Origin of the sequence: Caulobacter zeae (genome assembly GCF_002858925.1) — a bacterium.
Classification (GTDB): domain Bacteria; phylum Pseudomonadota; class Alphaproteobacteria; order Caulobacterales; family Caulobacteraceae; genus Caulobacter; species Caulobacter zeae.
This window is the reverse complement of the sequence record NZ_PJRS01000012.1, coordinates 78,644-92,560: the sequence shown is the minus strand read 5'-3', so window position 1 is coordinate 92,560 and position 13,917 is coordinate 78,644. Positions and strand designations below refer to the sequence as shown.

The 13,917-nt window shown below is 69.4% G+C and carries 10 protein-coding genes; 7 read left to right on the top strand and 3 right to left on the bottom strand.

The genetic code is table 11. The features are described from left to right. Window positions 1-21 precede the first annotated feature (21 nt). Complete coding sequence (nhaA, locus tag SGCZBJ_RS07200) at window positions 22-1,209, bottom strand: Na+/H+ antiporter NhaA (RefSeq protein ID WP_101717366.1); 1,188 nt, start codon at window positions 1,207-1,209, stop codon at window positions 22-24. A 72-nt stretch (window positions 1,210-1,281) separates the two neighbouring features. Continuing rightward, the gene (locus SGCZBJ_RS07195; protein WP_101717345.1) at window positions 1,282-2,742 is read right to left on the bottom strand and encodes a cobyric acid synthase; all 1,461 of its coding nucleotides are present in this window, start codon (window positions 2,740-2,742) and stop codon (window positions 1,282-1,284) included. Between the two features lie 89 nt (window positions 2,743-2,831). Between SGCZBJ_RS07195 and SGCZBJ_RS07190 the strand changes: the two genes are divergently transcribed. The 7 genes from SGCZBJ_RS07190 to SGCZBJ_RS07160 all read left to right on the top strand — a co-directional run bounded on the left by SGCZBJ_RS07190 (window position 2,832) and on the right by SGCZBJ_RS07160 (window position 12,935). Beyond that, window positions 2,832-3,125: an FAD assembly factor SdhE gene (locus SGCZBJ_RS07190; protein ID WP_101717344.1), complete on the top strand. Its 294-nt coding sequence runs from the start codon at window positions 2,832-2,834 to the stop codon at window positions 3,123-3,125. Window positions 3,126-3,295: 170 nt separating this feature from the next. Then, a complete protein-coding gene (gene mfd / locus SGCZBJ_RS07185; protein ID WP_101717343.1) occupies window positions 3,296-6,760 on the top strand; it encodes a transcription-repair coupling factor in 3,465 nt (1,154 codons plus the stop codon). A 239-nt stretch (window positions 6,761-6,999) separates the two neighbouring features. After that, entirely contained in the window at window positions 7,000-9,327 is a 2,328-nt protein-coding gene (locus tag SGCZBJ_RS07180; RefSeq protein ID WP_101717342.1) for a methyl-accepting chemotaxis protein, read from the top strand. Between the two features lie 53 nt (window positions 9,328-9,380). Beyond that, the gene (locus SGCZBJ_RS07175; RefSeq protein WP_101717341.1) at window positions 9,381-9,878 is read left to right on the top strand and encodes a GAF domain-containing protein; all 498 of its coding nucleotides are present in this window, start codon (window positions 9,381-9,383) and stop codon (window positions 9,876-9,878) included. 69 nt (window positions 9,879-9,947) lie between these two features. Further along, on the top strand, window positions 9,948-11,087 hold the full coding sequence (locus tag SGCZBJ_RS07170; RefSeq protein ID WP_101717340.1) for a GNAT family N-acetyltransferase: 1,140 nt from the start codon (window positions 9,948-9,950) through the stop codon (window positions 11,085-11,087). Then, a complete protein-coding gene (locus SGCZBJ_RS07165; RefSeq protein WP_101717339.1) occupies window positions 11,087-12,007 on the top strand; it encodes a glycosyltransferase family 2 protein in 921 nt (306 codons plus the stop codon). The genes SGCZBJ_RS07170 and SGCZBJ_RS07165 overlap by 1 nt, the downstream gene beginning before the upstream one ends. A gap of 10 nt (window positions 12,008-12,017) precedes the next feature. Then, the gene (locus SGCZBJ_RS07160) at window positions 12,018-12,935 is read left to right on the top strand and encodes a hypothetical protein (protein WP_101717338.1); all 918 of its coding nucleotides are present in this window, start codon (window positions 12,018-12,020) and stop codon (window positions 12,933-12,935) included. 11 nt (window positions 12,936-12,946) lie between these two features. Here the strand turns inward: SGCZBJ_RS07160 and SGCZBJ_RS07155 are convergent, their stop codons facing one another. Then, entirely contained in the window at window positions 12,947-13,849 is a 903-nt protein-coding gene (locus SGCZBJ_RS07155) for a LysR family transcriptional regulator (protein ID WP_101717337.1), read from the bottom strand. Window positions 13,850-13,917 lie beyond the last annotated feature (68 nt).

Below are 13,917 nucleotides of genomic sequence, written 5' to 3'. Positions count from 1 at the left end.
CTCCTCGTTGAACTGTTGGTTCTAGTTTGGACCTGCGCCGGCGATCGCGCCAGTCTTGCGACGCGGCAGGGAGAAGATCAGCCAGGCCAGCAGGGCCGAGGCCACCGACCCGGCCAGCACGCCGATCTTGGTCTCCTCGCGCAGCAGGGCGTCCTGGAAGGCCAGGTTGTTGATGAACAGGCTCATGGTGAAGCCGACGCCGCACAGCACCGCCACGCCATAGAGCTGGGTCCAAGTCACGCCGGTGGGGCGGCGCGCCAGGCCAAGGGCGATAGCCCCGGCGCTGAACGCCATGACGCCGGCCTGCTTGCCCAGGAACAGGCCCAGCGCCGCGCCCAGGGTGGCGGGCGCCGTCAGGGCCGAGGCGTCGAGCCCGCCCAGGGCCACGCCGGCGTTGGCGAAGCCGAACACCGGCACGATCAGGTAGGCGACCCACGGATTGAGCCCGTGCTCGAGCCGATGCAGGGGCGAATGGGCGGGTTCAGGCGCGGCGGGAGACGGCGTCAGCGGGATGGTCATGGCCAGCAGCACGCCGGCCAGGGTGGCGTGCACCCCCGACTTCAGGAACAGGAACCAGAGCAAGGCCCCCAGCAGCAGGTAGGGCCACAGCGCCGCGACCTTCAGGCGGTTCAGCGCGATCAGCACGGCCAGCACGCCGGCGGCGGCGCCCAGCGCCCACAGCGTCAGGTGGTCGGTATAGAAGAAGGCGATGATCAGGATGGCGCCCAGGTCGTCGATGATCGCCAGGGCGGCCAGGAAGATCTTCAGCGCGCCGGGCGCGCGCGGGCCCAGCAGCGACAGCACCCCCAGGGCGAAGGCGATGTCGGTGGCCGCTGGAATGGCCCAGCCGGCGCGCACGTCCGGCGCGTCGCGGGCGATGACCAGATAGACCAGCGCCGGCGCGATCATGCCGCCCAGGGCCGCGAAGCCGGGCAGGGCGCGGCGCGGCCAGGTCGACAGCTCGCCATCGACGACCTCGCGCTTGATCTCTAGCCCGACCAGCAGGAAGAACACCGCCATCAGGCCGTCATTGACCCAATGCTCGACCGACAGCGGGCCCAGATAGGCGTGCAGGGCGTGGAAATAGCTCGCGCCCAGCGGCGAGTTGGCCACGACCAGCGCGACCGCGGCCGAAATCATCAGCAGCACGCCACCGGCGGACTCGCTGCGCAGGAAGTCGCGCAGGGCGGATACGGCGCGCGCCGGCATGAAGGCTCCCAACTCGGATTCGTCAGGACCTGATTTTGACCGTCAGCGACGTCCGTAGCCAGGAAAACCGGACTAGGGCAGGCCGGCGATGCGGGCGATGGCGGCGATGTCGAGCGAGCGCTCCAGGATCTGCGCGATCTCGTCCAGCGCCGCATCGACGCGCGCCGACTGGTCCTGGCCATCGATCGCGACGCCGAGCGGGGCGAGGAGGGCGGCTCGCGCCGAAGCCTTGTCGAACAGGCCGTGGACATAGGCGCCGGCGATCCTGCCGTCGTCCGAGACCGCGCCGTCGGGGCCATGGCCGTCGATGGCCAGCAGCGGCCGGGCGGTTCCGGGACCGCTGGTGCGGCCGACATGGATCTCGTAGCCCTCGAAGGCCGCGCCGTCGGCCAGTTGTCCCGTGCCGGGCCGCACCGTCTTGTCGCCGGCCAGCACGGTCTCGACATCGAGCAGGCCAAGCCCCTGCGCCGAACCCGGCGCGCCCTCGACGCCGCCCGGATCGCTGACCGTCCGCCCCAGCATCTGGTAGCCGCCGCAGACGCCCAGCACCCGCCCGCCGCGTCGGGCATGGGCGAGAATGTCGACGTCCCAGCCCTGGGCGCGCAGGAAGGCCAGATCCGCCAGCGTCGCCTTGGTCCCGGGCAGGATCACCAGGTCGGCGTCGGCCGGCAGCACGCCGCCGGGCGGCAGGAACTCAAGATCGATCGCCGGGTCGTTCCGCAAGGGATCGAAGTCGTCGAAATTGGCGATCCGCGACAGCATCGGCACGACCACCTTGGCGCGGCGGCCCATGGACGCGGCGGCGGGCCGCTCGAGCACTACGGCGTCCTCGGCGGGCAGGAAGCGCACCGGCGAAAGCCACGGGACCATGCCGAGATCCGGCCAGCCCGTCCGGCGCACGACCTCGGTCCGGCCGTCGTCGAACAACGCCGGATCGCCCCGGAACTTGTTGACGATAAAGCCCTTGATACGCGTCCTGTCGGCCTCGTCGAGCACCAGGTGGGCCCCGGCCAGGGCGGCGATCACGTGGCCGCGGTCGATGTCGCCGACCAGGGCCACCGGCACGTCGGCGGCGTGGGCGAAGCCCATGTTGGCGATGTCGCCCGCGCGAAGGTTGGTCTCGGCCGGACTGCCCGCGCCCTCGACCAGCACGAGGTCGGCTTCGGCGGTCAGGCGGCGATAGCTGTCGAGCGTCGTGGCCAGGAGGTCGGGCTTGAGCCCCTGAAAGGCCCGGGCCTTGTAGTTCCCCACCACGCGGCCCTGGACCACGACCTGGGCGCCGACGTCGCTCTGCGGCTTCAGCAGCACCGGGTTCATGTGGACGCTGGCCGGAACCCGGCAGGCCACGGCCTGAAGCGCCTGGGCCCGGCCGATCTCGCCGCCGTCGGCGGTGACGGCGGCGTTGTTGGACATGTTCTGCGGCTTGAACGGCCTGACCACCAGGCCGCGGTTGGTGAACAGGCGGCACAGTCCCGCCACCAGGGTCGATTTGCCGACGTCGGAGCCGCAGCCCTGGATCATCAAGGAAGCCATGCCCTCGCGCCTAAAGGCGTCAGCAGGTTCGGTCAATCGACGCCGCGACGCTGGCGCACGGCCTCGGCGCGCTCTATATCGGCGGCCGCATGACCATCGATCACGACGCCCGCCTCCGGCGGCTGAAGTTTCGGGCCTGGCACCGCGGCTTTCGTGAAGCGGACCTCATTCTGGGGCCGTTCGCGGAAACGCATGCCCCGAGCCTGACCCCCGACCAGCTCGACGTGCTGGAAACCCTGCTCGAACAGTCCGATCGCGAGATCTACGCCTGGATCGTCGGCCAGGAGCCGACGCCCGAGGCGTTCGAGACCGAGATCATGGCGATGATCCGCAAGTTCCGCTTCGAAGCGCATCTTTCTAGGCCGCCTGGCGACGGGGCGTAGGTCGTGCGTGGTCCTCTCCTTCGACAAGCTCAGGATGAGGACCATGGCTGGCGCGACGCCTCGGTAGGAAACCTCACCCTGAGCTTGTCGAAGGGCGGGGTTTCCGGCCCAAGATCTTGAACCAATAGCGTCCCGGCGACTTATCGGTCGCCAAGCATCCGAAGAGCAGCATGGCCTACGACGCCAAACAGATCGCCAAGGCCGCCGGCGGCCTGACCCTGGCCGGCGCGCCGGAAGGCTTCGACGCGCTGGTGATGGCCGACGTCGCGCGCGCGCGCGGCGGCCTGACCGCCTTCGTCGCACGCGACACGGCCCGGGCCAGCGCCTTCATCGACGCCCTGAAGTTCTTCGCGCCCGAGATCGAGGCGGTGCTGCTGCCCTCGTGGGACTGCCTGCCCTATGACCGCATCGGCCCCTCGGCGGGCGTTGCGGCCACTCGCATGTGCACCCTGCACCGGCTAGCGAACGGTCTTGGCCAGGCCAAGCCGGCCATGCTGGTCGTCGCAGCCCCGGCCCTGTTGCAGCGTGTGCCGACCAAAGAGGTGCTGCTGCGCGCCAGCTACGGCGCCAAGGTCGGCCAGAGCGTCGATATCAAGGACCTGGAGCGCTATTTCGCCGTCAACGGCTATGTCCGCGCCTCCACCGTCTCCGAGCGCGGCGAGTTCGCCATCCGCGGCGGCGTCATCGACGTCTATCCGCCGGCCTCGGAAGAGCCGGTGCGCCTGGATCTCTTCGGCGACACGCTGGAAAGCATCCGCGCCTTCGATCCCGAGACCCAGCGCTCGACCAAGCAGCTGACCTCGATCGAGCTCTTGCCGGTCAGCGAGGCCCTGCTGGACGCCGACGCCGTGTCGCGCTTCCGGGGCTCGTACGTGCGCCTGTTCGGCGCGCCGGGGGATGATGCGCTCTACGCCGCGGTCAGCGACGGCGGCCGCCGCGCCGGCATGGAGCACTGGCTGCCGCTGTTCTACGAGCGGATGGCGACGATCTTCGACTACCTGCCGGCCGGAAGCCTGGTCGGCGTCGACCACCAGGCCGCCGAGGCCCGCGACGAACGCCTGGCGATGATCGCCGACGCCTACGACGCCCGCGCCGCCGCCGACCGCAAGTCGGCCTATCGCCCGCTGGAGCCGCACGCCCTCTACCTGACCGCCCAGGAGTGGAACGAGGCGGTGAGTGATCGTCCGCACCGTCAGTTCACGCCGTTCCAGCCCCAGGGCCTCGACGTCGTCGACCTGGGCGCGAAGCTAGGCCGCACATTCGCCGCCGAGCGCGCCCAGGACAGCGTCAACCTGTTCGAGGCCACCGCCGACCACGCCAAGAAGCTGGCCGGGGAGGGGAAGCGCGTCCTCTTCGCCTCGTGGTCTGAGGGCTCGTCCGAGCGCCTGGGAACCATGCTGGCGGACCACGGCCTGAAGAAGGTGCCGTTCGCCGGCTACTGGCAGGCGGCCAAGGCCAACGACCCGAAGGTCCCGCAGCGCGTCGTGCTGCCGCTCGACAGCGGTTTCGAGACCGAGAGCCTCGCGGTCATCTCCGAGACCGACATCCTCGGCGACCGCCTGGCCCGTCCGCGCAAGAAGCGCCGCGCCGCCAACTTCCTGGCCGAAGCGTCCGCGCTGACCCCGGGCGATCTCGTCGTTCACATCGACCACGGCATCGGCCGCTACGAGGGCCTCAAGACCCTCGAGGTGCAGGGCGCGCCGCACGACTGCCTCGACCTGATGTACGCCGGCGAAAGCAAGCTCTACCTGCCGGTCGAGAACATCGACCTGCTCACGCGCTACGGCACCGACGGCGAGAACGTGCAGCTCGACAAGCTGGGCGGCGCGGCCTGGCAGGGCCGCAAGGCCAAGGCGAAGGAGCGTCTGCGGGTCATGGCCGAGGGCCTGATCCAGATCGCCGCCGCCCGCTCGCTGAAGTCGGTGGAAGAGACCGATCCGCCGTCGGGCGTGTTCGACGAATTCTGCGCCCGCTTCCCGTATGAAGAGACGGACGACCAGCTCAACGCCATCCACGATGTGCTGGAAGACCTGTCGTCGGGCAAGCCGATGGACCGCCTGATCTGCGGCGACGTCGGCTTCGGCAAGACCGAAGTGGCCCTGCGCGCGGCCTTCGTCGTGGCGATGAGCGGCAAGCAGGTGGCCATCGTCTGCCCGACCACGCTTCTGGCCCGCCAGCACTACAAGACCTTCAAGGAGCGCTTCCAGGGCTGGCCGATCAAGGTCACCCGCCTGTCGCGCCTGGTCACCGGCAAGGAAGCCGCCGACACCCGCGAGGGCCTGGCCAACGGGCAGCTGGAGATCGTGGTCGGCACCCATGCGGTGCTGTCCAAGCAGGTGGCGTTCAAGGACCTGGGCCTCGTGATCGTCGACGAGGAGCAGCACTTCGGGGTCAAGCACAAGGAGAAGCTGAAAGAGCTTCGCGCCGACGTGCACATGCTGACCCTGACTGCGACGCCCATTCCTCGCACGCTCCAGATGGCGCTCAGCGGCATTCGGGAAATGTCGATCATCGCCACGCCGCCGGTGGATCGCCTGGCGGTGCGCACCTACATCACGCCCTTCGACGCCGTCACCGTGCGCGAGGCCCTGCTGCGCGAGAAGTATCGCGGCGGCCAGGCCTATTACGTCGTGCCGCGCTTGAAGGACCTGGAGGACATCGAGAAGTTCCTCCGCACCCAGGTGCCGGAGATCAAGTACGTCGTCGGCCATGGCCAGATGAGCGCGACCCAGCTGGAAGAGGTGATGACCGCCTTCTACGAGGGGCAGTACGACGTGCTTCTGGCTACGACGATCGTCGAGAGCGGGCTGGATATACCTTCAGCCAACACCCTGGTGGTGCACCGCGCCGACATGTTCGGCCTGGCCCAGCTGTACCAGATCCGCGGACGGGTCGGCCGCTCCAAGGCCCGCGCCTACGCCTACCTGACCACGCCGGCCGAAAAGCAGATCACCCTGTCGGCCGAGAAGCGCCTGAAGGTGCTGCAATCGCTCGACAGCCTGGGCGCCGGCTTCCAGCTGGCCAGCCACGACCTCGACATCCGCGGCGGCGGCAACCTGCTCGGCGACGAGCAGAGCGGCCACATCAAGGAGATCGGCGTCGAGCTGTACCAGCAGATGCTGGAGGACGCCGTCGCGGCCCTGCGCGAGCGCCAGGGCGCCGAGGCCTTGATGGAAGACCGCGCCTGGTCGCCGCAGATCAACACCGGCGCGGCCGTGATGATCCCCGACGACTACGTGCCCGACCTGAACGTGCGCCTGTCGCTCTATCGTCGCCTGTCGGAAGCCGAGAAGGCCGCCGACCGCGAGGCCCTGGCCGCCGAGATGATCGACCGCTTCGGCCCGCTGCCGCCCGAGACCGACTCCTTGCTCAAGGTCGTCGGCATCAAGGGCATGTGCCGCGAGGCCAATGTCGCCAAGATCGACGTCGGCCCCAAGGGCGCGGTGCTCAGCTTCCGCAACGACGAGTTCGCCAACCCGCTGCCGCTGATGCAGTTCATCGGCAAGAACAGCCTGATCTGGAAGGCGCGTCCCGACCAGAAGGTCGTCGTGAAGGGCGAATGGGACACCCCCGCCCAGCGGCTCGATGCGGCCGAGAAGATCCTGGTTCAGCTGGTCAAGCTGGCGAAGGGGTAGGGCGCAGAACGCTCTCCCTGAAGGGGGAGCTGTCGCGGAGCGACTGAGGGGGAAGTGACCGCTGTGTCGGCGACTGAACTGACGCCCGCAGCAACTTCCCCCTCCGGCCCTTCGGGCCACCTCCCCCTTCTGGGGGAGGGTCTTGGGCGCCAGATTGTCGCAGCTTAACTACGGTTAACAGCTGATTAGGAATCGCCAGCCACAACGAGGTTAACGGCTCGGGCTGCGGAGATTCTCTTATGAAGGCGTTCGGTCGGCTGACCATCGCGTGGAAGCTGGTGACGGTGGCGGGTCTGGCCATCGGCCTGCTGCTGATCGCCGCCGCCGTGGCGGTGTCGATGCACACCTCCAGCATCGTCGCGGGCCTGACGCATCGCTATGCCGACGCCGTGGCCGACGACGCCATCGAGCAGATCCGCACCGAGATCGGCAAGGTCGAGGCGACCTCGCGCTCCACCGCCGGCTCGATCGCCGCGGCCCACACCGCCGGCGTGCGCGACCGCCGCGCCTATATCGAGATGCTGCGCCCGCAGGCCGACGCCACGCCGATTGTCATGGGCGCCTGGTTCATGGCCGCCCCCAATGCGCTGGACGGCAAGGACGCCGAGTTCGCCGGCCAGACCGCCATGGGCTCGACCGCCCAGGGCAACTTCACCCCGTACTGGGTGCACAGCGACGGCAAGGTGATCTTCGAGCCGCTGAGCGAAGGCAACGAATACAGCCAGCCCTACTACACGGTCCCGCGCGACACTCGTAAGGCGGCGATCCTCGAGCCCTACCCCTACACTGTGGCCGGTAAGACCCAGCTGATGACCTCGGTGGTCTATCCGGTGCTGGTCAACGGCCAGTTCCTCGGCGCCGAGGGCGTCGACCTGTCGCTGGACGGCGTCTCGCAGCGCCTGGAGAAGATGCAGCCCCTGGGCGGCGGCCGCGTGATGCTGCTGTCCTCGACGGGCAAGTGGGTGGCCCACCCCAACGCCGACCTGCGCACCACGGCCTATGCCGACGCCGGCGCCGACAAGGTCAAGGCCGTGCTGAGCGGCGGCGAGCCCGCGATCTTCGAGGGGGTCAAGGTCGGCGACGAGGAGATGGAGCGGATGATCCGTCCCATCGCCATGCCCGAGCTCAACACCACCTGGGCGCTGGTCATGGACGTGCCGCGCTCGGCCATCACCGGTCCGGCCGACCGCTTGGCCATGATCCTGTTCATCGGCGGCATGGTGATCACCGGCGCGGTGCTCTTGGCCCTGTTCCTGGCCAGCGCCAGCCTGGTGCGCAAGCCCTTGTCGGGCCTGACCCAGTCGGTCGACGCGCTCAGCGCCGGCCGCTACGACCAGCCGGTGCCCGGCGTGACCGGCGGCGACGAGATCGGCGCCATCGCCCGCGCGCTGGACGGCTTCCGCCACGACCTGGCCGACGGCCAGCGCCGCCGCGCCGAGCAGGAGGCCGAACGCGCCGCCGCCGAGATCGAGCGCCAGCGCCACGCCGAGGAGGCCGAGGCCTTCGCCAAGGCCCAGGCCGCCGCTGTCGCCACCCTGGGACAGGGCATGGAGAAGCTGGCCGACGGCGACTTGATCTGGCGCATGCGCGAGGACGGTTTCTCGGGCGAGGCGCGCAAGATGCCGCGCGACTTCAACGCCGCCGTCGACAGCCTGCAGCAGACCATGGCCGGCATACTGTCGGCCGCCCAGAGCATCCGCGCCGGCTGCGCCGAGATCAGCCACGCTTCCGACGACCTGGCCCAGCGCACCGAGCGCCAGGCCGCGGGCCTGGAGCAGACCGCCGCCGCCCTTGACCAGATCACCGCCACGGTGAAGAAGAGCTCGGAAGGCGCCGAGCGCGCCCGTCAGCTGACCGAAAGCGCCAAGGCCAACGCCGAAAAGAGCGGCAAGGTCGTCACCGAGGCCGTCCAGGCCATGGGCGGCATCGAGAAGTCGTCGCAGTCGATCACCCAGATCATCGGCGTCATCGACGAGATCGCCTTCCAGACCAACCTCCTGGCCCTGAACGCCGGCGTCGAGGCCGCGCGGGCCGGCGAGGCGGGACGTGGTTTCGCGGTTGTCGCCCAGGAAGTCCGGGCCCTGGCCCAGCGCAGCGCCGACGCCGCCAAGGAGATCAAGGGCCTGATCCGCGCCTCCACCGACGAGGTCGGCAAGGGCGTGCGCCTGGTCGGCGAGACCGGCGAGACCCTGCAACAGATCATGGAGCAGGTGTCGGAGATCAACGCCCTGGTCGGCGAGATCGCGTCCTCGGCCAAGGAGCAGTCGGTGGGCCTCGCCGAGGTCAACACCGCCGTCAACCAGATGGACCAGGTGACCCAGCAGAACGCGGCCATGGTCGAGCAGTCGACCGCCGCCGCCCACGCGCTCTCCAGCGAGGCGGGCGAGCTGGAACGCCTGATCGGCCGCTTCCAGGTCGGCGCCGAGATCCGCGACCTGCATCCCCGCCAGGCCCAGCGCCAGCCGGCCGCGCCTCGTCGCGAAGCCTTCCGCGAGCGCTATGTGCAGGGGAGCAACGCCCTGAAGATCGCCCCGCAGTCGCGCCCCGGCGATTGGGAAGAATTCTAGGACCTGCCAATCGGCCCCTCGCATTCGGCCATGGGCGCGCTATATCCGCGCCCATGGCCGAAGCTTTCAACGACAAGACCCTCTCCGCCGACAAGGCCGCCCGCTATGCCGAGGTCGCGCAGGAAATCGCCTCCGTCCTCGACGGCGAGGCCAATGTGACCGCCCGCATGGCGACCGTGGCCTCGATGCTGGCCAACAGCTTCGACCATTACTTCTGGACCGGCTTCTACGTCGTCGATCCCGCCAAGGACCGCGAACTGGTCGTCGGCCCGTACCAGGGCACGCTCGGCTGTCTGCGCATTCCGTTCGGCCGCGGCGTCTGCGGCGCGGCCGCCGCCACCGGCCAGACCCAGCTTGTGCCGGATGTGCACGCCTTCCCGGGCCACATCGCCTGCGACAGCCGTTCGGCCAGCGAGGTCGTCGTGCCGGTGTTCGACGGTGAAGGCCGTCTGCTGGCCGTTTTCGACGTCGATTCCGACCGTCCGGCGGCTTTCGACGAGATCGACCAGGAGTGGCTGGAACGCATCCTGGGTGCGACATTTTCTTCCTAGGGTTGGCCCCTCGATTGCAGTGACATTTCCATCATTCCCTAACCGAGCCGGTTTAGGACAGAGGTGGACATGTTGGACGTCGAGACCCTTCACCCCTCCGAACTCGCCCCTGCGGACGTCGCCCTCTGGCGCGTCTTCGCGCAGGCGCAGCCTGCCTTGGCGGGCCCCTTGCTGGGCCCGGACTTCGCGCTGGCGGTCGGCACGGTGCGCGAGGATGCGCGGGTCGCGGTGATTCGACGCGGCGGCGAGACGATCGGCTTCCTGGCCCATCATCGCCGTCCTGGCGGCGTGGCGCGTCCCATCGGCGCACCGCTGTCGGACTATCACGGCCTGGTCGCCAAGCCCGGCGTCGAGATCGACGCGGCCCAGGTGCTGCGCGCCGCCGACCTGGCCGTCTTCCGCTATACGGGCCTGGTGGACCCCGCCAACGCCTTTCAGGTCGAGCCGGCGATTCCGGCCTATGTCATCGACACCCAGGGCGACGCGACGGCCTATCTCGAGGCCGTGCGCTCCGGCAGCCCCAAGAAGATCAAGAACTACCGCCGCCTGGACAACAAGCTCGAGCGCGAGATGGGCCAGGTGACGCTGAAGGCCGGCGACGACAGCCAGGAGGCCTTCGACCAGCTGATCGCCTGGAAGCGCGAGCAGATCGAGCGCACCGGCGTCCACGACTTCCTGCGTCCGCAATGGACGCGCGACCTGTTCCAGAGGCTGTTCGAGCAGCGCGAGGGCGACTTCCGCGGCCTGATGATCAACCTCTATGCCGGCGGCCAGCTGGTGGCGGGGCACTTCGGGGTGCGCCAGGGCGCGATCTATCACCCGTGGATCGCCTCGACGAATTCGGCCTTCGGCGCGTGGTCGCCGGGGCAGATCTTCTTCATGCGCGCGATCGCCGCCATGCCGGAGCTGGGCTTGACCCGCTACGACCTGGGCCCCGGCGCCGACCACTACAAGCACTCCTATGGCCTGTCCCAGACCCTGATCGCCGATGGCGCGGCCACGGCCGCCAGCATGGCCGGCCGCGTGGCCGGCTCGGTCGAAGGCGTCTGGGCCCTGGCCGGCGCCAACGGCGCGGGTCCGGTCGCGCGCCTGCGCCGCCGCATGGACATCATCGCCAGCACCGAGCTGACCATGGGCGGCCGGGTGAAGGGGCTGGTCGACGCCGTCGCCGCCCAGGGCAAGCGCCGCAACGCGACGATGGAGGTCTGATGGCCCGCGTGACGATCATGATCCCGACCCAGCGTCGGCTCGGCGGCCTGGCCGTCGCGGCCCGCTCGGTGCTGGCCCAGGCCGGCGTGGATCATTCCGAGCTGGAACTCGTGATCGTCGACAATGACCAGGTCCCGTCCGCCCAGGACGTGGCCCAGACCCTGGCCGGCGAAGCCTCGTTTCCCGTCCACTACGTCCACGAGCCCCGCGCCGGCGTCGCCAACGCCCGCAACGCCGGCATGGCCAAGGCCTCGGGGCAGTTCATCGCCTTCCTCGACGACGACGAGGAGGCTCCGGCCGGCTGGCTGGCGGCCTTGCTCGCCGCCCAGCAGGCTTACGCCGCCGACGTGGTCTTTGGCCCGGTCCGCGCCCGCGCGCCGCAGGCCGTCACCGAGCACCGCGACTATCTGGAGCGGTTCTTCTCGCGCATCGGCCCCGAGCAGGCCGGCGTCATCGACCACTATTACGGCTGCGGCGACAGCCTGCTGAAGCGCTCGAGCCTGCCCGACCCGGTCGCGCCCTTCGCGGCCGAGCGCAATCATATCGGCGGCGAGGACGACATGCTGTTTGGCCACATGCGGGCCGCCGGCGCGGTCTTCGCCTGGGAGCCGGCCGCCTGGGTCTGGGAAGACCCCGTGCCCGATCGCCTGACCCTCGACTACACGATCCGCCGCGCCTTCGCCTACGGCCAGGGCCCCTCGGCCCATTGCGCCGCCGCCGTGCCGCCGGACCGGGCAGGGGTAGCCCGCTGGATGGCCGTCGGCGTGGTCCAGGCCGCGCTTTTCGGGGCCGTGGCCGGCTTCAAGTGGCTGACCCGCGCCGGCGACCGGGCCGAATGGCTGGACCGCGCCGCGCGGGGCCTGGGCAAGACCCTCTGGTGGGGTCCCTTCAAGATCCATTTCTACGGACACACGGCGTGAGGCTGGCGGCATGACCATCATCCACGACTGGACCCCCGAAAAGGCCAAGGCCTTCGGCAAGGAGAACCTGGTCTTCCAGCACGGCCTGCACGAGCGGCCGATGTTCGACGACGAGGGCCTGGCGCGGCTGCTCGATCGCTATCCGCGCGAGCTGCTTGGCGTCTTCACCATGGGCGAGGACCCCAAGGCCTGGACCACCTGGCGCAAGGGCTCGGCGGGCAATCTGTCGGGCGACCAGCTGCTGGAGGCCGCCAAGGCCGGCCGCATCTGGCTGAACCTGCGCCACACCAACGACCACGTGCCCGAATACGCCGCCCTGTGCGATGAGATCTTCGCCGAGAAGGAAAGCAAGGTTCCGGGCCTGAAGACCTTCAAGCGCGATCTGGGCATGCTGATCAGCAGCGCCAACGCCCAGGTGTTCTACCATCTCGACGTGCCGCTGGTGTCGCTGTGGCAGGTGCGCGGCGTCAAGAAGGTCTGGGTCTATCCGGTTGCCGACCCCTATGTGGGCGAGCTGGCGCTGGAGAAGATCGTGCTGCGCGAGACCGCCGAGCAGTTCGCCTTCGATCCGGCCTGGGACGCCGGCGCCCAGGCCGTCGAGTTGACGCCCGGGACCATGGTCACCTGGAAGCAGAACGCCCCGCACCGGATCGAAAACGGCCCGATGCTGAATGTCTCGATCTCGATCGAGTTCATGACCCCGCCGGCCCTGATGCGCGCCAACGTCATCTACGCCAACGGCGTGCTGCGCCGCCGCCTGGGCGCCAACCCCAGGGTCCAGGCCGGTTTCGGCCCGACGGCCCTGGGCAAGCTGGCCGTCGCCCGCGGCGCCAAGGCCCTCAATCTCCAGACCCCTCACGTGCGCCACCTGCCGGTGACCTTCGGTCTCGACGCGGCCCGGCCTGGCGTTCTGGTCGAGGGAGCGTAGGGGCGCCTCGTCTATTGCGTCGGCCGATCCTGGCTGAACACTGCGGCCAGGTGATCGATGAACGCCCGCACGGCTGGCGGCAGGCCGCGCCGGGTGGTGAAGACGATATGGACGATCCCGTCCTCCGATCGCCACTCGGGAAAGACCTGAACCAGGCGACCGGTCACAAGGTCGGCCTTGCAGACATGGTCGGGCAGGAAGGCGACGCCGATGTTCGCGGCGGCGGCGTCGCGCAGGGCCAGGAAGTCACCGCAGGCCATGCGGGGCTCGTGACGGATCGCGCAGGTCGCATCGTTCGGCCCCAGCAAGTCCCAGGTGAGCTCGCCTGGCTGGTCGGTGGGGCTGAGGGTGGGCAGGCCGGCCAGTTGGTCGATCGCCAGGTCGGCGCAGCGGGCGGCGAGTTGAGGCCCCGTCACCAGAATTCGGCGCGACCGGCCCAGCGTGCGCATGGTCAGCGCGGCGTCGGTCGTCAGCACGGTGCGCACGCGCAGGGCGACGTCGATCCGCTCTTCGATGAGGTCCACGGGCCTGTCGACCGCGATCACCTGCAGCCGTACCTTGGGAAACCGCGCCAGGAACCGCGGCAAGCTTCCTGACAGGGTCTCCACCAGGCCGGTCGGGCAGCTGAAGCGGATCAGGCCTTGCGGCTCGCTCTTGGCCTCGGCGGCGACGGCGTTCGCCTGCTCGACATCGAGAGCCACGATCCTGCAGCGTTCATAGAACGCCTGGCCGACCTCAGTGACCCGAAACCGGCGCGTAGTGCGCTCGATCAGTCGCACGCCCAGGCGGGCTTCCAACTGGGCTATACGGCGGCTCAGGGTCGACTTCGGCTGGCGCAGGGCGCGGCCAGCCGGCGCGAAACCGCCATGGGCCACCACCTCGGCATAGAGCAGGTAGTCGTTCAGATCGGGCATGTCATCGTCTCACTATCGAGACACTGAATGCCACATTGCCTGGCTACCGGCCAGATCGTTCCAGATGC